Annotated in this window: 21 protein-coding genes; 14 read left to right on the top strand and 7 right to left on the bottom strand. The window is 68.8% G+C overall.

Translation table 11 applies throughout. The features are described from left to right. Nucleotides 1-8 precede the first annotated feature (8 nt). The 10 genes from NM961_RS06135 (at nucleotide 9) to NM961_RS06090 (ending at nucleotide 10843) form a co-directional block, all read left to right on the top strand. On the top strand, nucleotides 9-956 hold the full coding sequence (locus NM961_RS06135; RefSeq protein ID WP_255913016.1) for a branched-chain amino acid transaminase: 948 nt from the start codon (nucleotides 9-11) through the stop codon (nucleotides 954-956). Further along, a complete protein-coding gene (leuC, locus tag NM961_RS06130; RefSeq protein WP_439334197.1) occupies nucleotides 953-2371 on the top strand; it encodes a 3-isopropylmalate dehydratase large subunit in 1419 nt (472 codons plus the stop codon). Before NM961_RS06135 ends, leuC begins: the two co-directional genes overlap by 4 nt. Further along, nucleotides 2368-2952 (top strand): 3-isopropylmalate dehydratase small subunit, encoded by a 585-nt coding sequence (gene leuD / locus NM961_RS06125; protein ID WP_255913012.1) that lies wholly within the window; start codon nucleotides 2368-2370, stop codon nucleotides 2950-2952. Before leuC ends, leuD begins: the two co-directional genes overlap by 4 nt. Then, a complete protein-coding gene (leuB, locus tag NM961_RS06120; RefSeq protein ID WP_255913002.1) occupies nucleotides 2949-4022 on the top strand; it encodes a 3-isopropylmalate dehydrogenase in 1074 nt (357 codons plus the stop codon). Before leuD ends, leuB begins: the two co-directional genes overlap by 4 nt. After that, nucleotides 4019-4246, top strand: a complete 228-nt coding sequence (locus NM961_RS06115) for a hypothetical protein (RefSeq protein WP_255913000.1) — start codon at nucleotides 4019-4021, stop codon at nucleotides 4244-4246. Before leuB ends, NM961_RS06115 begins: the two co-directional genes overlap by 4 nt. Beyond that, nucleotides 4236-5885 (top strand): dihydroxy-acid dehydratase, encoded by a 1650-nt coding sequence (gene ilvD, locus NM961_RS06110; RefSeq protein WP_255912998.1) that lies wholly within the window; start codon nucleotides 4236-4238, stop codon nucleotides 5883-5885. The genes NM961_RS06115 and ilvD overlap by 11 nt, the downstream gene beginning before the upstream one ends. A gap of 315 nt (nucleotides 5886-6200) precedes the next feature. Then, a complete protein-coding gene (gene ilvC, locus NM961_RS06105; RefSeq protein WP_255912988.1) occupies nucleotides 6201-7244 on the top strand; it encodes a ketol-acid reductoisomerase in 1044 nt (347 codons plus the stop codon). Between the two features lie 2 nt (nucleotides 7245-7246). After that, nucleotides 7247-8971: an acetolactate synthase 2 catalytic subunit gene (gene ilvG / locus NM961_RS06100; protein ID WP_255912978.1), complete on the top strand. Its 1725-nt coding sequence runs from the start codon at nucleotides 7247-7249 to the stop codon at nucleotides 8969-8971. After that, complete coding sequence (locus tag NM961_RS06095; RefSeq protein WP_255912967.1) at nucleotides 8968-9210, top strand: ACT domain-containing protein; 243 nt, start codon at nucleotides 8968-8970, stop codon at nucleotides 9208-9210. Before ilvG ends, NM961_RS06095 begins: the two co-directional genes overlap by 4 nt. A 610-nt stretch (nucleotides 9211-9820) precedes the next feature. After that, entirely contained in the window at nucleotides 9821-10843 is a 1023-nt protein-coding gene (locus NM961_RS06090; RefSeq protein WP_255912965.1) for a pyridoxal-phosphate dependent enzyme, read from the top strand. 55 nt (nucleotides 10844-10898) lie between these two features. Here NM961_RS06090 and NM961_RS06085 read toward each other — a convergent pair whose 3' ends face one another. The 3 genes from NM961_RS06085 to NM961_RS06075 all read right to left on the bottom strand — a co-directional run bounded on the left by NM961_RS06085 (nucleotide 10899) and on the right by NM961_RS06075 (nucleotide 13255). Then, entirely contained in the window at nucleotides 10899-11033 is a 135-nt protein-coding gene (locus NM961_RS06085; RefSeq protein ID WP_255912957.1) for a hypothetical protein, read from the bottom strand. Nucleotides 11034-11127: 94 nt separating this feature from the next. Next, nucleotides 11128-12348 carry an MHYT domain-containing protein gene (locus NM961_RS06080; protein WP_255912939.1) on the bottom strand — a complete coding sequence of 407 codons (1221 nt, stop codon included), beginning with the start codon at nucleotides 12346-12348 and terminating at the stop codon, nucleotides 11128-11130. A gap of 295 nt (nucleotides 12349-12643) precedes the next feature. Beyond that, nucleotides 12644-13255, bottom strand: coding sequence for a hypothetical protein (locus NM961_RS06075; protein WP_255912937.1), 612 nt, complete (start codon nucleotides 13253-13255; stop codon nucleotides 12644-12646). Between the two features lie 161 nt (nucleotides 13256-13416). On the opposite strand from NM961_RS06075, the gene NM961_RS06070 reads away from it, so the two are divergent. From NM961_RS06070 to NM961_RS06055, 4 genes are all read left to right on the top strand, one after another. Next, entirely contained in the window at nucleotides 13417-14889 is a 1473-nt protein-coding gene (locus tag NM961_RS06070; protein ID WP_255912935.1) for an alpha/beta hydrolase, read from the top strand. Next, nucleotides 14886-15620, top strand: a complete 735-nt coding sequence (locus NM961_RS06065) for an ABC transporter ATP-binding protein (RefSeq protein ID WP_255912924.1) — start codon at nucleotides 14886-14888, stop codon at nucleotides 15618-15620. The genes NM961_RS06070 and NM961_RS06065 overlap by 4 nt, the downstream gene beginning before the upstream one ends. Beyond that, nucleotides 15617-16792 carry an ABC transporter permease gene (locus NM961_RS06060; protein WP_255912914.1) on the top strand — a complete coding sequence of 392 codons (1176 nt, stop codon included), beginning with the start codon at nucleotides 15617-15619 and terminating at the stop codon, nucleotides 16790-16792. The genes NM961_RS06065 and NM961_RS06060 overlap by 4 nt, the downstream gene beginning before the upstream one ends. Nucleotides 16793-17090: 298 nt before the next feature. After that, nucleotides 17091-17339, top strand: a complete 249-nt coding sequence (locus tag NM961_RS06055) for a hypothetical protein (protein WP_255912912.1) — start codon at nucleotides 17091-17093, stop codon at nucleotides 17337-17339. Nucleotides 17340-17344: 5 nt separating this feature from the next. Here NM961_RS06055 and NM961_RS06050 read toward each other — a convergent pair whose 3' ends face one another. The 4 genes from NM961_RS06050 to NM961_RS06035 form a co-directional block, all read right to left on the bottom strand. After that, complete coding sequence (locus NM961_RS06050; protein WP_255912910.1) at nucleotides 17345-18580, bottom strand: lipase family alpha/beta hydrolase; 1236 nt, start codon at nucleotides 18578-18580, stop codon at nucleotides 17345-17347. 29 nt (nucleotides 18581-18609) lie between these two features. Then, nucleotides 18610-19512: an oxygen-dependent coproporphyrinogen oxidase gene (gene hemF, locus NM961_RS06045; RefSeq protein WP_255912908.1), complete on the bottom strand. Its 903-nt coding sequence runs from the start codon at nucleotides 19510-19512 to the stop codon at nucleotides 18610-18612. Between the two features lie 131 nt (nucleotides 19513-19643). Next, a complete protein-coding gene (locus NM961_RS06040) occupies nucleotides 19644-20039 on the bottom strand; it encodes a hypothetical protein (RefSeq protein WP_255912906.1) in 396 nt (131 codons plus the stop codon). A gap of 84 nt (nucleotides 20040-20123) precedes the next feature. Further along, nucleotides 20124-20816, bottom strand: coding sequence for a YdcF family protein (locus tag NM961_RS06035; protein ID WP_255912904.1), 693 nt, complete (start codon nucleotides 20814-20816; stop codon nucleotides 20124-20126). Nucleotides 20817-20865: the final 49 nt, after the last annotated feature.

Raw genomic sequence — 20865 nt, 5'->3', positions numbered from 1 at the left:
GAAACCGCATGAAAACGCCCGCATACATCTGGCACAACGGACGCATCAAAGCCTGGGCCGAGGCCAGCGTCAGCGTAGGCGCGCATGCGCTGCACTATGGTTCCTCGGTGTTTGAAGGCGAGCGCGTCTACGCCACGCCGCAGGGACCGATGTTCTTCCGCCTGCGCGACCACACCGAGCGCCTGTTCCACTCGGCCCGCGTGTATGACCTCAATTTCCCCTACAGCGCGAAGGAAATCGACCAGGGCTGCGCCGAAGTCGTGCTGGCGAACAAGCTGGGCAGCGCCTATCTGCGCCCCATCGTGTATCGGTCGGGTTTCACCTTCAGCCTGGCGCCGCCGCTGGATACCCCGGTCGACGTCGCCGTGATCGCGATCGAATGGGGCAGCATGCACGGTGCGGCGGCGCTGGAGAACGGCGTCGATGTCTGCGTCAGCTCGTGGAACCGCGCCGCGCCCAACACCTATCCCAGCGGCGCCAAGGCCGGCGGCAATTACCTCAACAGCCAGCTGATCGCGCGCGAGGCCGTGAACGGCGGCTTCGTCGAAGGCATAGCCCTTGCGCCCGGCGGCCTGCTCAGCGAAGGCGCCGGCGAGAACCTGTTCATCGTGCGCAACGGCAAGATCTACACGCCGCCCGCCGGTGCCAGCATCCTCTGCGGCATCACCCGCGACACGGTCATAACCCTGGCCCAGGAACTGGGCTATGCGGTGCACGAACAGCCGCTGCCGCGCGAAATGCTGTACTTCGCCGACGAAGTGTTCATGACCGGCACCGCGGCGGAAATCACGCCGGTGCGCTCGGTCGACCGCAAGCCGGTCGGCGAAGGCAGGCCCGGTCCCATCACCAAGGCATTGCAGCGCGCGTTCTTCGGCCTGTTCGACGGCAGCACCGAAGACCACTGGGGCTGGCTGACGCCGGTCCAAGCCAAGGCCTATGCCCAGGAGGCCGCGTGATGAGCGCTCCCCGTACCCTGTTCGACAAGCTGTGGGACGCGCATCTGGTCAAGGCGCCGACGCCGGCCACGCCGGGCATCCTCTACATCGACCTGCACCTGATCCACGAAGTGACCTCGCCCCAGGCCTTCGCCGAGCTGCGCGCGCGCAATCTCACCGTGCGCTGCCCGGAACGCACCCTGGCGACGCTGGATCATTCCACTCCGACCACGCCGTTCGACGACCTGGGCCAGCCGGTCTATGCCAGCGAGGAAGCCGCCGCCCAGGTGGCTGAGCTGGAAAAGAACTGCGCCCAGTTCGGCATACGCCTGAACGGCTGGAGCAGCGACCACCGCGGCATCGTCCATGTGATAGGCCCGGAGCTGGGCGCGACCCGGCCCGGCATGACCATCGTCTGCGGCGACAGCCATACCTCGACCCACGGCGCTTTCGGCGCGCTGGCCTTCGGCATAGGCACCACTGAAGTCGGCCATGTGCTGGCCACGCAGTGCCTGCTGCAGAGCAAGCCGAAGACGCTGGCCATCCATGTCGACGGCAGCCTGCCGCGCGGCACCAGCGCCAAGGACCTGGTGCTGCACATCATCGGCAAGATCGGCGTCAACGGCGGCACTGGCCACGTCATCGAATACCGCGGTGCGGCGATCAGTGCGCTGACCATGGAACAGCGCATGACCGTGTGCAACATGTCGATCGAGGCCGGCGCGCGCGCCGGCCTGATCGCGCCGGACCAGGTCACCTACGACTATCTGCGCGGCCGTCCCTATGCGCCCCAGGGCGAGGACTGGGACAAGGCCGTGGCCGAATGGAACGCGCTGCGCAGCGATGCCGGCGCGAGCTACGACCGCGAAGTGCATATCGACGCCAGCCAGGTGCGGCCCACTGTCACCTACGGCACGCATCCGGGCATGGTGGTCGCGCTGGATGCCGCAGTACCGGCGGCGACCTCGCTGCAGGACCGCCGCGCGCTGGATTACATGCGCGTGGAAGCGGGCAAGCCGCTGACCGGCATGGCGGTGGACGTGGTCTTCGTCGGCAGCTGCACCAACTCGCGCCTGAGCGATCTGCGCGACGCGGCCGACGTGCTGCGCGGCCGCAAGCTGGCCGAGCGCGTGCGCATGCTGGTCGTGCCCGGCTCGCTCGCTATCAAGCGCGAAGCCGAGCAGGAAGGACTCGACCAGGTCTTCCGCGCCGCCGGCGCCGAATGGCGCGAACCGGGCTGCTCCATGTGCATCGCCATGAACGGCGATCTGGCCCAGCCCGGCCAGCTCGTGGTCAGCACCTCCAACCGCAATTTCGAAGGCCGCCAGGGGCCGGGCGCGCGCACCGTGCTGGCCAGCCCCGCCGTCGCCGCGGCCAGCGCCGTCGCCGGCTGCATCACCGATCCGCAATCCCTGCTGCAGGAACAGGCCGCATGAAACCCGTCAGCCATATCCGCTCGCGCACCGCGGTGCTCGCGCACGAGAACATCGACACCGACCGTATCATCCCGGCGCGCTTCCTCACCACCACCGAGCGCGCCGGCCTGGGCCGCTTTGCGTTCAACGACTGGCGCTACCTGGCCGACGGGCGCGAAAACCCGTCGTTCGAACTCAACCGCGACGAGGCGCGCGGCTGCGAGATCCTGGTCGCCGGCCGCAACTTCGGCTGCGGTTCCTCGCGCGAACACGCGCCCTGGGCGCTGCTGGACTATGGTCTGCGCGCGGTGCTGAGCAGCGAGATCGCCGACATCTTCCGCAATAACTCGCTCAAGAACGGCCTGCTCGCGCTGGTCATCAGCGAATCCGAGCACCGCTACCTGCTGGCGCATCCGGGCCTGGAGCTGGCCATAGACGTGGCCGCGCAGACCATAGAACTGCCCGACGGCGGCCGCTTCGGCTTCCAGCTGGATGCCTTCGCCAAGCACTGCCTGCTGGCCGGCGTGGACCAGCTCGGCTTCCTGCTGGCGCACAACGACAGCATCGAACAGTACGAACGCCTGCGCGGGGTGGCCGCATGAAGGCGCGCATCGCCGTTCTGCCGGGCGACGGCATCGGTCCGGAAGTCACCGCGGCCGCGGTCAGCGTGCTGCGCCATATCGCCGCGCACCATGGCCACGAATTCGAGTTCAGCGAGCACGCCATCGGCGGCTGCGCCATCGACGCCCACGGCGATCCGCTGCCGGCGGAAACCCTGATCGTGTGCAAGCAGGCCGATGCGGTGCTGCTGGGCGCGGTCGGCGGTCCGCAGTGGTCCGATCCCAAGGCCAAGCTGCGCCCGGAACAGGGCCTGCTGCGCCTGCGCGCGGAACTGGGCGTATTCGCCAACCTGCGGCCGGTGCGCGTGCATCCGCGTCTGGCGCCGCTGTCGCCGCTCAAGAGCGAGCGCCTGGCCGGCGTGGACCTGCTGTTCGTGCGCGAACTCACCGGCGGCGCGTACTTCGGCGCCAAGACGCGCACGGCCGACACTGCCACCGACGAAACCCGCTACACCACCGCGGAAATCGAACGTGTGCTGCGCCGTGCCTTCCAGCTGGCGCGCACGCGCGGCCGCCGCGTCACCTCGGTGGACAAGGCCAATGTGCTGGAAACCTCGCGCCTGTGGCGCGAAACCACCCAGCGCGTGGCGCACGAATTCCCGGATGTTGCGCTGGAACACCAGCTGGTCGATTCCATGGCCATGCTGCTGCTGACGCGGCCGGCGGCCTACGACGTCATCGTCACCGAGAACCTGTTCGGCGACATCCTCACCGACGAAGCCGCGGCGCTGGCCGGTTCGCTGGGCCTGCTGCCGTCGGCCTCGCTGGGCGAAGGCACGCGCGGCCTGTACGAGCCCATCCACGGTTCGGCGCCGGATATCGCCGGCCGCGGCGTGGCCAATCCGCTGGGCGCGATCCTGTCCGCGGCGATGCTGCTGCGGCATTCGCTGGATCTGGCCGAGGAAGCCGCGGCCATCGAACAGGCGGTGGACCGCGTGGTCGAGGCCGGCGTGCTCACGCGCGACCTGGGCGGCAGCGCCGGCACGCGCGAAAGCACGGCGGCGGTGATCGCCGCGCTGAGCGAACGCCCCACGGCGCAGGAGGCCGCATGAGCGCTTTCGTCGCATTTGCGCGTAAAAACGCCGGCCGCGCGCAAGACCTGGGCGCGGGCTTGAGGTCAACTTATCGCAATATCTCCTTTTCGTCCGAACGCTGCGGCGACCACGCCGCCGCCTGGCGCGATGCCCAGGCCAAACCTTCCTCCCCAGCCAAGCCCGCGCGCAGTCCTGCGCCGCGGGCGCCGAACGCCACGGAATCTCCTGCTCATGCGCAGTAACGCGATCAAACACGGCCCCGACCGCGCCCCGGCGCGCGCCATGCTGCGCGCCACCGGACTCGACGACGCGGCCATCGCCAAGCCGCTGGTCGCGGTGGTGCATACCTGGTCCAACGTCAGTCCGTGCAATCTGAATCTGCGCGATCTCGCCGCCGCCGCCTGCGAAGGCGTGCGCGCCGCCGGCGGCACGCCCATCGAGTTCAACACCATCGCGGTCACCGACGGCATCGCCATGGGCACGTCGGGCATGCGCGCCTCGCTGGTCAGCCGTGAGGTCATCGCCGATTCGATCGAGCTGGCGGTGGACGGCCACTGCCTGGATGCGATGGTGGTGCTGTGCGGCTGCGACAAGACCATTCCCGCTGCGGCGATGGCGCTGGCGCGGCTGAACATTCCCGGCGTTGCGCTGTACGGCGGCAGCATCGCCCACGGCCGCCTGGACGAGCGCGCCATCACCATCCAGGATGTATTTGAAGCGGTTGGCGCGCACGGCGCCGGCAAGCTGTCGTCGGAACGCCTGTGCCAGGTGGAAAAGAAAGCCTGCCCCGGCGCCGGCGCCTGCGGCGGTCAGTTCACTGCCAACACCATGGCGATGGTGCTGACTGCGCTGGGCCTGTCGCCGCTGGGCCTGAACGACATCATTGCCACCGACGCGGCCAAGCGCGATGCCGCGTTCCGCTGCGGCGAGCTGGCACTGGATTGCTTCAACGCCAAGCGCCTGCCGCGCGAGCTGCTGACGCCGGTCGCCTTCCGCAACGCGGCGCGCCTGGTCGCGGCGACGGCGGGTTCGACCAATGCCGTGCTGCATCTGCTGGCGATTGCGCGTGAAGCCGGCGTTGCGCTGACGCTGGAAGATTTCGAACAGGCTTCGCGCTCCACGCCGGTGCTGGCCGATCTCAAGCCCGGCGGCCGCTACACCGCGGTGGAACTGACCGACGTCGGCGGTGCGGCGCTGGTCGCCGCGGCCATGCGCGACGGCGGCCTGATCGAGGATGCGGCCACCGTCACCGGCCGCACGCTGTTCGAGGAACTCGATGCGGCCGCGCCGCGCATGCAAGGCCAGGACGTGGTGCGCCCGGCCGATGCGCCGCTGAAGCCGCGCGGCGGCTATTCCATCCTCTACGGCAATGTCGCCCCGCAGGGCTGCGTGCTCAAGCTGGCCGGCCATGGCCGCGTGCGCCACGAAGGCCCGGCGCGGGTGTTCGACGGCGAGGAACAGGCCTTCGCCGCGGTGCAGGCCGGCGCGATCAAGGCCGGCGACGTGGTCGTGATCCGCAACGAAGGCCCGGCCGGCGGCCCCGGTATGCGCGAAATGCTCGCCGTCACCGCCGCCCTGGTCGGCCGCGGCCTGGGCAACGATGTCGCGCTGATCACTGACGGCCGCTTCAGCGGCGCCACGCACGGTTTCATGGTCGGCCACATCGCGCCGGAAGCCGCGCGCGGCGGCCCCATCGCCCTGCTGCGCGAAGGCGACCATGTCGTCATCGACGTGGAATCGCGCACCCTGTCCACCGACGCGCCGCTGGAAGACCGCCGCGCCGGCTGGCAGCCGCCCGCACCCAAGGTCACCAGCGGCGTGCTGGCCAAGTACGCGCGCCTGGTCGGATCGGCGGCGGAAGGGGCGGTAACGCATGGCTAGTTCCGGCGTTACCGCGTGCATCGCTCCTCGTGCGAAGCGCAGCCTCGCTTCAGCCTTCTCCCCCAAGCTCGCTTGGGAGAGGGGATTGGGTGAGGGGGCGACGTCAAATACTGGATCCGCTCATCGCTTCGGCGAATTCCTTTCGCACCACGATCGCAAATCGTCGCGGTGCCGCGAAACGCAACCCACCGCAGCACTGCTCAGCGCCGCACCCTCATCCCACCCCTCTTCCCCGGCGCAGCCGGGGGAGATGGAGCTGGAAACACTTTGTCTTTTCGCTGAATACACCGTTCCACAACTTTCCGGAGAGCCTGCATGAGCACGAACGTACCCACCACCGCCGCCCTGCAATCCGCCCGTATCGCCGTACTCGGCTATGGCAGCCAGGGCCGCGCCCACGCGCTCAACCTGCGGGATTCCGGCCTGGACGTCACCGTCGGCGTGCGCCGCAACGGTCCGTCCTGGGAGAAGGCCGCGGCCGACGGCCTCAAGGTGGCCGAGCCGGCCGATGCGGTGAAGAACGCCGACCTGGTCGCCGTGCTCACCCCGGACATGGTGCAGGCCGCGCTCTATACCGATGCCATCGCGCCCAACCTCAAGCCCAACGCCGCGCTGCTGTTCGCCCACGGCTTCAACGTGCACTTCGGCCAGATCGCGCCGCGCGCCGACATCGACGTGATCCTGGTCGCCCCCAAGGGCCCGGGCGCGCTGGTGCGCCGCGAGTATGAGAAAGGCCACGGCGTGCCCTGCATCTACGCCATCCACCAGGATGCCAGCGGCAAGGCGCGCGACAAGGTGCTGGCCTATGCCGCCGGCATCGGCGGCGCCCGCGCGCTGCTGATCGAGACCACGTTCGCCGAGGAAACCGAGACCGACCTGTTCGGCGAACAGGCCGTGCTCTGCGGCGGCGCCACCGAGCTGGTGCTGGCCGGCTTCGAGACCCTGACCGAAGCGGGCTACCAGCCCGAGATCGCGTATTACGAAGTGCTGCACGAACTCAAGCTCATCGTCGATCTGCTGCACGAAGGCGGCCTGGCCAAGATGCACCAGTTCGTCTCCGAAACCGCCCAGTACGGCGATCTCACGCGCGGTCCGCGCGTGGTCGACGGCGCTACGAAGGCACGCATGAAGCAGATCCTCGACGAGATCCGCGACGGCCGTTTCGCCCAGGAATGGGTGGCCGAATACAAGGCCGGCAACGGCAACTACCGCGCGCTCAAGCAGAAGGACCTGAACCACCCGATCGAACAGGTCGGCGCCGGCCTGCGCGCGCGCATGCCGTGGCTGAATCCGGCCCAGCCCACCTTGACCGCGGTGCCGGCCCCTGCGGCCGACGCGCCGTTGAAACGGAGTGCCTGACCATGGACGGGGGGCGGGATCATCGCAATACCACGGCGGCCGGCCCGGCCGCCGCGGCGCCGGCCACGGCCGGCCAGGTGCGCACCGGCGCCCAGCATCTGCTGGACGCGCTGCATGCCTGCGGCGTGGACACCATCTTCGGCTATCCCGGCGGCGCCATCATGCCGGTCTACGACGCGCTGGTGGATTCGCCGCTCAAGCACATCCTGGTGCGGCATGAGCAGGGCGCGGCGCTGGCCGCCGACGGCTACGCCCGCGCCAGCGGCCGCGTCGGCGTGTGCATGGCCACGTCCGGTCCGGGTGCGACCAATCTGCTGACGGGACTGGCCAATGCCTATCTCGATTCGGTACCGCTGCTGGCCATCACCGGCCAGGTGCCGACCAGCCTGATGGGCACGGATGCGTTCCAGGAAGTCGACGTGTTCGGCATGAGCCTGCCCGTGGTCAAGCACAGCTACATCGTGCGCCGCGCGGAAGACGTGCATGCCGTGGTGTGCGAGGCCATTGCTATCGCCACCAGCGGGCGTCCGGGGCCAGTGCTGATCGACCTGCCGAAAGACGTGGCCAATGCGCGCGCCGTGGCGCGCGCGGTGCGCGACGTCGCCATCCGCCTGAGCACGCCGTCCGAGGCGCGCGTGGCCGAGGCGCACGCGCTGCTGGCGCGGGCGAAGAAGCCGCTGCTGTACGTCGGCGGCGGCGTCGGCATCGCCGGCGCGGAACGCGAGCTGCGCGAGTTCGCGCGCATGACCGGCATCCCCGCCGTGTCCACGCTGAAAGGGCTGGGCGCCTGCGATCCGGACGAGACGCACTACCTGGGCATGCTCGGCATGCATGGCAATCCGGCGGCGAATTTCGCCGTGCAGGAATGCGACCTGCTGGTGGTCATCGGCGCGCGCTTCGACGATCGCGCCACCGGCCGCCTGGCCAGCTTCGCGCCGGAAGCGCGCGTGATCCATCTCGACGCCGATGCGGCCGAGCTGGGCAAGCTGCGCGCCTGCGACGTGGGCCTGGTCGGCGACCTGCGCGAACTGCTGCCGCGGCTGGTGCACCCGGTCGCCATCCGCCCGTGGCAGCGCCGCTGCCGCGTGCTCAAGCAGCAGCATGCCTGGCGCTACGACGCGCCCGGCGAAGGCATCTACGCGCCGGCCCTGCTGCGCCAGCTGTCCGAAGCCGGCGGCAACCGCCTGATCGTTGCCAGCGACGTCGGCCAGCACCAGATGTGGGTGGCGCAGCACTGGCGCGTGCCGTATACCGCGGCGCACCTGTCCTCCGGCGGCCTGGGCACGATGGGCTTCGGCCTGCCCGCGGCCATAGGCGCGCAGCTGGCGCGGCCGGGCGCGAGCGTGGTCTGCGTCTCCGGCGACGGCTCCATCATGATGAACATTCAGGAGCTGGCCACGCTCAAGCGCTACAACATCCCGGTGAAGATCCTGCTGCTGGACAATTCCAGCCTGGGCATGGTGCGACAGTGGCAGGAGCTGTTCTTCGAGCGGCGCTACAGCGAAGTGGATCTTTCCGACAATCCCGATTTCGCCGAACTGGCGCGGGCCTTCGGCATCCCCGCCTTCGCCATCGATCGGCGCGACCAGGTCGAGGGCGCCATCCAGCGCCTGTTGCGCGAGCCCGGCCCGCTGTTCTGCCACGTCAGGATCGACGCGCGCGAAAACGTCTGGCCGCTGGTGCCGCCGGGCAAATCCAATGGAGAAATGATGGGGTGCGCCGCATGAGTTGCTGCCTGGAGCTCGCGCTGGATCGGGCCGAAGGTGCGTTGCTCAGAGTGCTGGGCACCATAGAACGGCGTGGCTGGAATGTGTTGAGCGTGAACGCGGCCAGCACGGCGCAGGCCTATGCGGTGAACGTCACCCTGGAAGGGGAGCGCGATCCGGAAATCCTGTGCCGCCAGCTGCTGCGGCTGGTCGATGTGCGGGAGGTGACGGTGGTGGAGCCGAAGGTGGCAGGCGCCTGAGAGAGGCCTGCTGCCCGGCGGACGGGCTGGCGGTGTGCAGTGCTTTCTTCCGCCGGGGTTCGTGCTGCAAGGCGGGCGGATACATGGGTAGCGTTGTCGTCGGCTCCTTGTTGGCGGACACGTTGCCGGGTATCCCTCCATCGCTCATGCCGCCACACCGTTGCGTGATTGCGTGGAAAGCCCTCTCCCCCAGGCGCGGAACGCGCCTGGGGGAGAGGGTTGGGTGAGGGGGCGACGATGAACCTGGCGAAGGAATCCGGTTTCGCAGGACACTGAAGTCGCACAGCCAACAGCTGAGGCCAGTCGTCGGCGCTGCCCCCTCACCCAACCCTCTTCTCGCGCAAGCGCGGGGGAGAGGGCTATCGCTGCGTCACCCGAAGCGATGAAGCAGGTTGAACCTCGTCGCTGATTTCGACCGAAACCAACAGCGAAAAACGGTATTGGTGCAAGGCTTGTCCGCCGAAGCACCCTAGTATCCCAAGTACAGCGATGCGCGCGATCCACGTGCGCATCCACCCGACCGGAGTCAAGGCCATGCATATCCAGAGCATTCGAATTAGCCAGGTGTCGTCCGCAGTGCGCACTTCCCTTCTCAATTGCGAACGCCGCCATGACCCTGTACTCCGCCTCGGCAAACACCTTACGCGCTGATCCGCCTGCTCCGTTCACCGCGCCGGCCGGCGACGGCCCGGGCGCGCCGCTGCATATCGTCACGCCGCTGCTGTGCACGCGCATAGGCGACCAGCACGTAGGCCTCAAGCTGGACAACCTGCAGCCGGCCCGTTCCTTCAAGCTGCGCGGTATTGGTCTTCTCTGCCAGCACCACGCGGCCCGCGGCATACGCCGCTTTGTGTGTTCCTCTGCCGGCAACGCCGGCTATGCCGTCGCCTGGGCCGGCCGCGCCCTGGGCATCCCCGTCACCGTCGTCATTCCCGAAACCACGCCGGCCTACATGCGCGCGCGCATCCGCGGCCTGGGTGCGGAGCTGCGCTGCGAAGGCGCCGTCTGGGACGAGGCCAATGCGGTTGCGCTGCGCCTGGCCCAGGCGCCCGACACGGCGTTTATCCCGCCGTTCGACGATCCGCTGCTGTGGCAGGGCCATGCCTCGCTGGTGCAGGAACTGCAGCGGCAATGCGAGCGCCAGCCCGACGCCATCCTGGTCGCGGTCGGCGGCGGCGGCCTGCTGCTGGGCGTGCTCGAAGGTCTGCGCCGGGTCGGCTGGCACGGCACCCGCGTCATCGCGGTCGAGCCCGAGGGCTCGGCCTCGCTCGCCCTCAGCCTGGCCCAGGGCCGCGTGGTGGAACTCAACGCGCCGCGCAGCCTCGCCACCAGCCTGTGCGTCAAGCGCATCGCGCCCGCGCTGATCGCGGCCTGCCGCGATTTCGACGTGGTGCCAGTCACCGTCAGCGATGCCGACGCCACCGCCGCCTGCGTGCGCCTGGCCGAAGAGCACGGCCAGATGATCGAACCCGCCTGCGGCACCGCACTCGCGCCGCTGTACCAGCGCCATCCCGCGCTGCTGGGCTGCCGCGACGTGGTCGTCGTAGTCTGCGGCGGGCAGGTGGTCACCTTGAGCGACCTGGCGCGCTGGAAAGACGAGCAGGCGGTGGAGGAAGTGCAGATGCACAACTAGGCGGACACCGGCAGGAAGCCTTGTGCGCCCCTGCCGGCGTTCTGGCCGCAGCGTTTCAGTCGCAGAGCATTTCCTGGCTGTCGCCGGCGATCAGGCGGAAATCCGTCAGCGTCAGCTGGCCGATCCGGTGCGGCCACATCTCGTAGCCGCCCTGGCCGGCCAGCACCGGGCAGGTCGAAGTCTTGAACACGCCGTCGCGATCCAGTTCGCCTGGTTGACCGGATACCTCCGCGGCGCTCCTGCCGCGAAGGTATCCGTATCGCCGTCGTTACAGATGCGAAGCTTCACGCACTCGCCGGCTGCAGCTCGATACCGAACAGATCGATGCCCGCCGACTTCGGCGCGGCGCGCAGCAGCAGCCACTGCATGTTCTCGCCGTCGGTGGGGCTGTGCGCGCTGCCGATCATCAGCTGGTGGCGCGAACTCAGGGCGGTGTCGCGGCGCAGGGATTCGATCAGCGGCGCGCAGCGCCAGGCCACGTCGGCGGCACTGCCGACGAGCAGCACGACCAGGTGTTCGGGCTGGGTCCGGGCCAGGTCCGCATTCGGGAAGGCGGCCTGCAGGCGGTCGCGCAGCAGGCACATGGTTTCGGCCGAAGGCACCGAGCCGTCGTGACCTTCGAGACGGAAGGTGACCAGGGCGAAGCCGTCGGCATGGCGGCTTCGGATGCGCTCGACCACGAGCTGGGACAGGCGCGCGCGATTGGGCAGGCCGGTCTCGCGATCGACGAAGGCCCACTGCTGCACGCGCTGTTCCGAAACGTGCGCGGCCTTGCGCGCCCGCGCCAGCTGGCGCGCGTCGGAGGCGGCGAAGCCTATGCCAAAGCCCAGGATCAGCAGGGTTGCGATTGTGGTCGGCCAGGGCAGGGCGGTGGCCGGCAGCTGGTTGCCGCTGTAGCAATAGGCGCCGTCGCTGAAAATCGCGGCCGCCATGCCGGTGTAGTGCATGCCGACCACGGCCAGGCCCATCACCAGCGCCGCGCCCACGCGCAGGCCTATGTCTTTCCAGCTGCGCACTTCGTCGAGGTAGGCGATGATGACCAGCGCCGCGCCGGAGGCGGCGACCGCGATCACGGCGGAAATCACGAACAGCAACGGGTCGTAGCTGATGCCCGGGATCATGCGCATGGCCCACATGCCGCTGTAGTGCATCAGGCAGACGCCGGCGCCCATCACCACGGCGCCCAGCGTCAAGGTCACGCTGCTCAGCCGGCCGTAGCCGACGATATAGAGCGCGATCGCCGACACCGCCACCGCCGCGGTCCAGGACAGGAAGGTGATGCCGAGGTCGTAGCTGATCGGCACCGGCAGCGAGAACGCGGTCATGCCGACGAAGTGCATGGACCAGATGCCCGTGCCCATCGCCAGCGCGCCGCCGATCAGCCACGGGCGGCGGTCATTGCTGCGCGCGCGCAGCCGCGTCGCGAACACCAGCGCGACATAGCCGGCGAGCGAGGCGATCAGATAGGAGAGCGCGACCAGCCACAGATCGTAAGTGCCCTGCATGCGTATTCCCTGGATACGGTTTCAGAGCGCGCGAGACTAGGAAGCGGATGCGTGATGCGCCAGCCAATTATCGTTACGGAAACCAATCGTTACAGTGATCCGGAATCCGCTTGAAATGCATGAAAATATTTCATGCCCCTGTCCGCGGCGAAGACACTTTCCGTACTCGATACGTTGGTGCAGGGCCGCTGCATACGATGCCGGCCGGAGGCAGGCGGAAAGCGCGTGCGGACGAGGGATGACTGCAAGGTGCGGAAAAGCAGGCTTGACCGCGCAGAATTGCCGGCTGAGGCCTTCAGCGGAACAAGCGTGAAACGATGCGCGAAATCTCCAGTATTGCCCGGGCTTCCGGCGCGTCGATCAGGGCGGGGTTGGAATAGGAGTAGTTGCGATAGTCCGCGCCCTGGCGGACTTCCACGTGGATGCTATAGCCGTCGTTCATTTCCAGCTGGGGCGGCGGCAGCAGTGAATCGTCCGGCAGTGTGGTGATGCCGAGCTTGAGCAGGGATTCGTAGCTGCGCCGCCAGCCGGGCCGGGGCTTGCGCGCGAGCACGCAGACCTCGGTCTCTCTGCCCTTGTACAGCCGGCCGCAGCCGTGCCTGGCCTGCCGGCGGAAAGCGGCAGCACCGCCCTTCATGTAGGACAGGTCAAGCGGAAAATAGTGCAGCCTTTCACCAGTGACCTCGCCATCGGTGCTGCGCTGCAGCCGGAGCATACGGCTGGGAACGATCACGCCGAATCCGGCCCAGATGCGCAGTTCCACCGCGCCCTGCGGCAGCGGCGTCGTTTCCAGGCTGGGCATGCCGGCAGCGGCGCTGATGTCGTCGGCAACGGACTGAAAAGCATCGGCCTGGACCAGTCGCGGCCACACCAGAAATGCCAGGCAGCAGGCGATGCGGAAATGCATGATGCGGTTGCTCCTTGGCCGTCGCGGATGAAGACCTGCGGCACGCAAGTTTTGCCGCTGTGCCGGCCCGCCATCGCGCGGCGCCAGGAAGCCTGTTCGGCCATGTCCGTGCCCGATGGCCTCAGGCTACACTCGCCCGTCCCCACCACCAAGGTAGCCCCATGCTTGCCACCCTGGCCGCCGCCTTGCTGTCCCTGACGCCGGTTGCGGCGAACGGCGACGGCCTGCAACTGGGCGAGCTGACGTTCCGGCGCTGCGAGCTGAGCCAGCCGAAATCGGCGGCGACGACAGCGGCCTGGTGTGCGCCGTTCTCGCGGCCGGAGAATCCGGAACAGCCGCAGGGCCGCCGCATCGAATTCCGCCTTGCGCTGATCCGCAGCGAGGTGGCCGCGGTGAAGCCCGATCCCATCGTGCTGCTGGCCGGCGGGCCGGGCCAGGCGGCCAGCGAGAACTGGACGTCGGTGGCCGCAGCGCTGGCGCTGGCGCGGCGCGAGCGGCATGTGATCCTGCTCGACCAGCGCGGCACCGGCGGTTCCAACGCACTGCGCTGCGAGGCGCCGCAGACCGAGGCCGCCGCCGATGCGGCCGCCGTGGTGGACGCGGCCGCAGCCAGGAAATACACGGCGGACTGCCTCGCCCAGATCAAGGACAAGGCCGATCCGGCCTGGTACACCACCACCGAGGCGGTGGCCGATCTGGAAGCTCTGCGCCAGGCCCTGGGCGGGGTGAAATTCAACCTGCTGGGCATCTCCTACGGCACCCGCGTGGCGCAGCAGTACGCGCGGCGCCATCCCGACGGCGTGCGCAGCCTGATTCTCGACGGTGTGGTGCCGAATGAACTGGTGCTGGGCGCGGAGTTCGCGCGCGCGCTGGATGATTCTCTGCGCGGACGCTTCGCCCTGTGCGCGCAGGACCAAGCCTGCAACCAGCGCTTCGGCGACATCCATGCCGCGCTGTACGCGCTGCGCCGGCAGCTGCGCGAAAAGCCCATGACGGTCGCGCTGCGCGATCCGCTGACCTTCGCCCGGCGCGAGGAAACGCTGGATGCGGAAACCTATTCCAGCCTGGTGCGCCTGTATGCCTATGCGCCGGAATCCGCCGCACTGCTGCCGCTGGCGATCAGCGAGGCCCGCGCCGGCAATGCCGCGCCGCTGCTGGGCCAGGCGCGCATGGTGTTGAGCAATCTCGGCGACAGCATCACGTCGGGCATGGGACTGTCGGTGATCTGCGCCGAAGATGTGGACCTGCTGCAGGCCGACGCGGCCAGCGCCGGGCTGATCCTGGGCGAGGATTTCGTCGACATGACCAAGGCGCAGTGCGAAGTCTGGCCGCGCGGCAGGCGTCCGGCGGATTTTCACGAAGCTCTGAAATCCGATCTGCCCGCCTTGCTGCTGTCCGGCCAGTACGACCCGGTCACGCCGCCGCGCTACGGCGACCAGGTCGCCAAGGGCCTGAGCCGGGCACGCCATCTGGTCGCGCCGGGACAGGGCCACAACGTGATCGGCCGCGGCTGCCTGCCGCGCCTGCTGGGGCGTTTCCTCGACACGCTGGAAACCGACAAGCTCGACGCCGGCTGCATCGCCGAAATGGGCGCCACGCCCTTCTTCCTCGACTACAACGGGGCCAGCCCATGATCGAAGTGGACGACCTGCACAAGGCTTTCGGCGCGGTCAAGGCGGTGGACGGTGTCAGCTTCGCCGCGCGCGACGGCGAGATCACCGGCCTGCTCGGCCCCAACGGCGCCGGCAAGACCACGACCTTGCGCATGCTCTACACGCTGATGACGCCCGACCGCGGCGCGGTGCGCGTGGACGGCCTGGACGCCGCCAGCCAGGCCGATGCGGTGCGCCGCCGCCTGGGCGTGCTGCCGGATGCGCGCGGCCTGTACAAGCGCCTGACTGCGCGCGAGAACATCGAATACTTCGCCCGCCTGCACGGGCTGGATGCGCAGACCATGCGCAGCCGCTGCGAGACGCTGATCCAGGCGCTGGAGATGCAGGACATCGCCGCGCGCCGCAGCGAGGGCTTTTCCCAGGGCCAGCGGGTCAAGACCGCCATCGCCCGCGCCCTTGTGCACGATCCGCGCAACATCATCCTGGACGAACCCACCAACGGCCTGGACGTGATGGCTACGCGGGCGATGCGCAACTTCCTGCGCAAGCTGCGCGACGAGGGGCGCTGCGTGCTGTTCTCCAGCCACATCATGCAGGAGGTGGCGGCGCTGTGCGACCGCATCGTCGTCATCGCCAAGGGCCGGGTCGTGGCCCAGGGCACGGCCGACGAACTGCGTGCGCAGACCGGCGAGGCGAACCTGGAGGATGCCTTCGTGCACATCATCGGCAGCGGCGAGGGCCTGGCCGCATGAATGCCGCGATCGTGGTTTTCTTCAAGGAAGTGCTGGAGAACCTGCGCGACCGCCGCACCGTGATGAACGCGCTGCTGCTGGGCCCCCTGCTGGGGCCGCTGCTGTTCGTGGGCCTGACCTCCCTGCTCATCACGCGCGAGCTGGACCGCGGCGAGAAGCCCATCGAAGTGTCCATCGTCGGCGTGGAGCACGCGCCCAACCTGGTGCAGTTCCTGCGTCAGAACGGCGTCAAGCCTAAGCCCGCGGTGGACGATCCGGAGACCCGCGTGCGGGTGCAGGACGAGGACATGGTGCTGCGCATACCGGCCGATTACGCCGAGGCCTGGAACGCAGGCAAGACCGCCCAGGTCGAGCTGCTGTTCGATTCCTCGCAGCGCGACGCGGCCTCGTCGGTGGAGCGCCTGCGCGGCCTGGTGCAGGCCTATTCCAATCAGACCGGCGCGCTGCGCCTGCTCGCGCGCGGACTGTCGCCGGCGGTGGCCACGCCGGTGCTGGTGGCCTCGCGCGACCAGTCCACGCCGCAGAGCCGCGCCACCCTGCTGTTCGCGATGCTGCCGTATTTCCTGATCCTGGCGGGCTTCATGGGCGGCATGTACCTGGCCATTGACACCACCGCGGGCGAGCGCGAGCGGCAGTCGCTGGAGCCGCTGTTCGCCAATCCGGTGCCGCGCAGCCGCATCCTCGCCGGCAAGCTGGCGGCGACGTTCGCCTTCGCCATGGCCAGCCTGGGCCTGTCGCTGCTGGCCTTCGGCTTCGCCGGCCGTTTCATCCCGGTGGAAAAACTCGGCATGGTGCTGGATTTCGGCCCGCATTTCGCCGCGGTCGCGCTGCTGGTGATGGTGCCGCTGGTGCTGCTGGCGAGCTGCCTGCAAACGCTGATCGCCGCCTTCGCCAAGAGCTACCGCGAGGCGCAGACCTATCTCTCGCTGCTGCTGCTGGTGCCCATGCTGCCCTCGGCCATCCTCGCCGTACTGCCGCTCAAGGCGGAGAGCTGGATGTTCGGCGTGCCGCTGCTGAGCCAGCATCTGATCATCACGCGCCTGGTGCGCGCGGAAATCGTCACCGCGCAGCAGCTGCTGCTGTGCCTGATCTGCGGCCTGGTTGCCGCGGCGCTGGTGGCGCTGGTGACGACGCATGTATACAAATCGGAGAAATTGGCTATTTCCGGCTGATCGCCTGGAACAGACGGGCGGCAGCGGCGCTGCGTGAATCGGCAGTGGTGAATATGCTCGACGCAATCCGCTGACGTGGAATTTTCCCTTCCGCGGACTTCGCGCAGGCATGCTGGCCCGGCCTTGATGCCGCGATGTGGAAAGCGCTGCGGAATCCGCAGCCCCGGCTCTGCATGCCTGTTGTGGCCGTGCCTGCCGGCGAACTGCCCGCTATTCACGCAACCGGCAGGAGGCAGGCATACTCCGTGCTCCCGGTGGTGGCGCGCACCGCCGGATTCTTCAGGTACGGAGCATCCTCATGCCGCAAGCCAAGAGCCATATCGAGATCGCGTTCCAGTCCATTCCGGTGTTCAGCGACGACGGGCAGCTGGATCTGGGCGAGATCAATTTCCTGCTTGGTCTTGCCTTGCGCGACGGTAAAGTCGACGAGGACGAGAAGCGCGTGCTCGCCACGATCTTTGCACAGGCGGAAAAGAGCACGTTGCCGGAGACGGTGCAGGCGCGCATCGACGAGGTGCGGGCCAAGCACGACATACGCCGGGCGTAGCGCAGTCAGCCCGTTGCGCGCAGTGCGCCGCGGGCCGTGCCTTCGTCCAGCCACTGATGCAACTGTTCGTATACTTTTGAATTGTTCAGCAGATCCATGTGGCCCAGGCCGCGGAAGACGTGGCGCTGGGCCGCGGGCAGCTGCAGGCCCAGGGCCGGATCGGCATGTTCGCCCAGGGCGCTGGGCACGGGCACCAGGCCGTCGCCTATCCAGCGCGCGCGGGTGCCGTGGCTGCTGCCGACCAGGGTAGCCGCGGCCAGCAGCCAGCGGCCGCGCGGCAATTGCGGCAGCGGTTCCACCGCGGCGGGCTTGCGCTCCTGGCGCGGCCGGTCGCGGTCGCTGCACCAGCCATGGCGCAGGTCCTTCACGCCGGCGCTGCGGCGTTCGGTCAGCTTGGCCAGGGCGCGGGTATAGGGCAGGGATTCCAGCGCCGCGCTGAGCCGGCCGCCTATGCGTTCCAGCGGCGCGCCCAGGTGCGGCGAACCCAGGCAGACGGCGGCGCTGACGCGGTCCAGCCATTCCAGTTCAGTCCGCGCGGCATGGCTGCAGGCACTGCGGCAGACCAGGCCGCCCATGCTGTGGCCGACCAGCACGATGTCGTCGATCGCGCGCGGATGCGCCTCGACCAGCTGTTGCAGGCGCTTGGCCAGCTCGCGGCCATTGGTGGAGATGCGCCGGCCGCTGTTGTAGCGCAGGTGCACGGCGCTGCCGCCGAAATCCTGTTCCAGGCGGCGGCCGAAATCCGCGCCGTCGCGCGGCTGCCACTGGCTGTCGTTCATGCCCAGGCCGTGCACGAACACGTACAGGCGGCCGTTGGCGCAGGGCAGTTCCTGTTCCAGCAGCTCGGGCTGCGGCGCCAGGGCGCGGCCGGCGCGGCAGAATTCCATGCGCAGGGCGAGCGGATTGCGGGTTTCTTCCAGATGATCGCCGACCGCGCCGTTGAGCGCGCTGACCCAGGCGCTGGCGGCGGCTTCGTCGGCTTCCTGCGCGTCGCGCGGCAGCAGGTAGCGTTCGTACAGGCCCAGCGAGCCTATCGCCGCGGTGCTGGCGGCCTGGCCCACATCGCGGATGCGTGCGTAGACGAAATCAGTGGTGCGGGTGAGCAGGTCGCCGAACGGCAGCAGCCGGGCGAAGGGGTCCAGCACGGCCTGGTGCATGCCCTCGACCACGTCCAGCGCGCCGAGGAAACCTTCGCCGGCCAGCTGGGCCGTGCCACGCAGCAGATCGAGTCGCGACTTCATGCCTTACCGCAGCCGTGCCGGGACGCGCCTCAGATCCATTCGCGCGCCACCAGGTAATCGTTCAGGCGCGCTTCGGCGCTGCCTGGTTCAGGCTGGTAACCGTACTCGAAACGCACCCGCGGCGGGAGGCTCATGAGTATGGATTCGGTGCGGCCGCCCGATTGCAGCCCGAACAGGGTGCCGCGGTCCCACACCAGGTTGAATTCCACGTAGCGGCCGCGCCGGTACAGCTGGAACTCGCGTTCGCGCTCGCCGTAGGGCGTGTCGCGGCGGCGCTGCACGATGGGCAGGTAGGCGTCGAGGAAGGCCCTGCCCACGGCCTGGGTCAGGCCGAAGCAGCGTTCGAAGCCGCCTTCGTTGAGATCGTCGAAGAATATGCCGCCGATGCCGCGGGTCTCGTTGCGGTGCTTGAGGAAGAAATACTCGTCGCACCAGCGCTTGTAGCGCGGATAGACCTCGGCGCCGTAGGGCGCGCAGGCATCCCGGGCGACGCGGTGCCAGTGCTGCACATCCTCGTCGACGGGATAGAACGGCGTGAGATCGAAGCCGCCGCCGAACCACCACACCGGTTCCGCGTCGGGCTTGTGCGCCTCGAAGTAGCGCACGTTCATGTGGGTGGTCGGCACGTAGGGGTTGTGCGGATGCAGCACCAGCGACACGCCCAGCGCGCTCCAGCTGCGTCCGGCCAGCTCCGGCCGGTGCGCCGTGGCCGAAGGCGGCATGCGCTCGCCGTGCACGCGCGAGAAACCCACGCCGGCCTGTTCAAACAGCGCGCCCTGCTTGAGCACGCGCGAGCGCCCGCCGCCGCCTTCGGCGCGCTGCCAGGTTTCCTCGGCGAAGCGGGCCTGGCCGTCGGCCTGTTCCAGCTGCGCGCAGATATCGTCCTGCAGGGCGTGGAGGAAGGTTTGCAGGCGGCTTATGGCTTCGGACATCGGCGGGATCTTGCTTCGGCGGGGGAAGGGCGGCGCGGTGGCTGCGCCGGATGCCCGCGCCGCAGGCGTCCGGCGGAAGTGCGGACGGGCCGGCGCGCGCGGTGCGCGGCGCCGGCCTGCCCGGGTGCTGCTCAGAGCATCACCAGCTCGCCGCTGATGTCGGTGACGAGGTTGTTGATCCAGCTCAGGTAGTTCTGGTGGATCAGCTTCTGGCCCTTCTTCTCGGTGAAGTTGAGGTTTTCCGAATCGATGTAGCTGATGCGGATGTCCTTGCTGTTCCAGTCGATGGCGATGCGCGCCTTGTGGTCGCGCACCAGCAGGGTGGCCTTGATCGCGCCGGGCTTGTCCTCGGAGACGATCCATTTGCGCTGGATCAGCGCCTTCTTGATGATCTTGCCGACTTCGGCCTGGCTGACCTTGGCCGGCACGGCGATCGGATCCGGGTTCACCAGCGGGGCTTCGCGCCAGCCGGCGAGCAACAGCAGCAGCGGCAACAGCAGCAAAAGTACAAATTTATTGCGCAGCATGTTCACTCCGTTGAATAAAGAGGGGCGGACTGGCCCCGGCGCATGGTAGGCGGCGCCAGGGCGGCGGGCAATGCACAGCCCGGCTCAGCTCACCCGGCCGTACATGCGCCGGTTGCCGATCAGCCGCGCCCAGCGCCGGCCCACGTCGAACCAGAGGAAGTAGCTGGCTTCCAGGGCGATGCGCCCCAGCACGCCCGGGCGCCAGGACAGGCGCGCCTCGGCCGCGACGGCTTCGGCCTCGAACCCCAGCGAACGGGCCAGCAACAGGCAGCGCGGCAGGTGATAGCGGTTGCTGACCAGGGCCACGTGGCAATCCATGCCCGCCAGCAGCTCGCGCGCGTTGCGCAGGTTTTCCAGGGTGTCGGTGGAGGTGTCCTCGCATTTGAGGCTGGCGCCCGCGGGCAGGCCCAGTTGCTGCAGGCGCGCCAGGGCCGCGGCGGCTTCGCTGAGGCCGGCGCCAGTATGGCCGCCCAGCAGCAGGGCGGGACGCTGCGGATCTTCCTGCAGCAGGGCGTGCACGCGGGCGATGCGGGCGGCGAAATCGGCGTCGATGCGGCCCTCGTCCAGGCGCTTGCCGAACAGCAGCAGGGTCTGTGCGCGGCGTGGCCGCAGCCCGGCGCGGGCGGCCAGGCTCAGGGTGAGGCCGAAGTAGAACAGCCAGAGCAGGCCGCCGCTGAGCAGCACGGCCAGGGCGCTGACGCCGAGCGAATGCCAGACATCGCGGTCGCTCAGGTGGCGCCAGGGGCCGTCGCGGAACGGCGAATAGGGTCGGGTCATGACGCGGCGTGGCCGGCTTTCTGAACGCAGGCGCCGTTGTATAGTCGGC

It is taken from the genome of Tahibacter harae (assembly GCF_024437735.1).
GTDB classification, from domain to species: domain Bacteria; phylum Pseudomonadota; class Gammaproteobacteria; order Xanthomonadales; family Rhodanobacteraceae; genus Tahibacter; species Tahibacter harae.
Note: the sequence above shows the minus strand (reverse complement) of the source record. Positions and strands in the feature narration are given on the sequence as shown.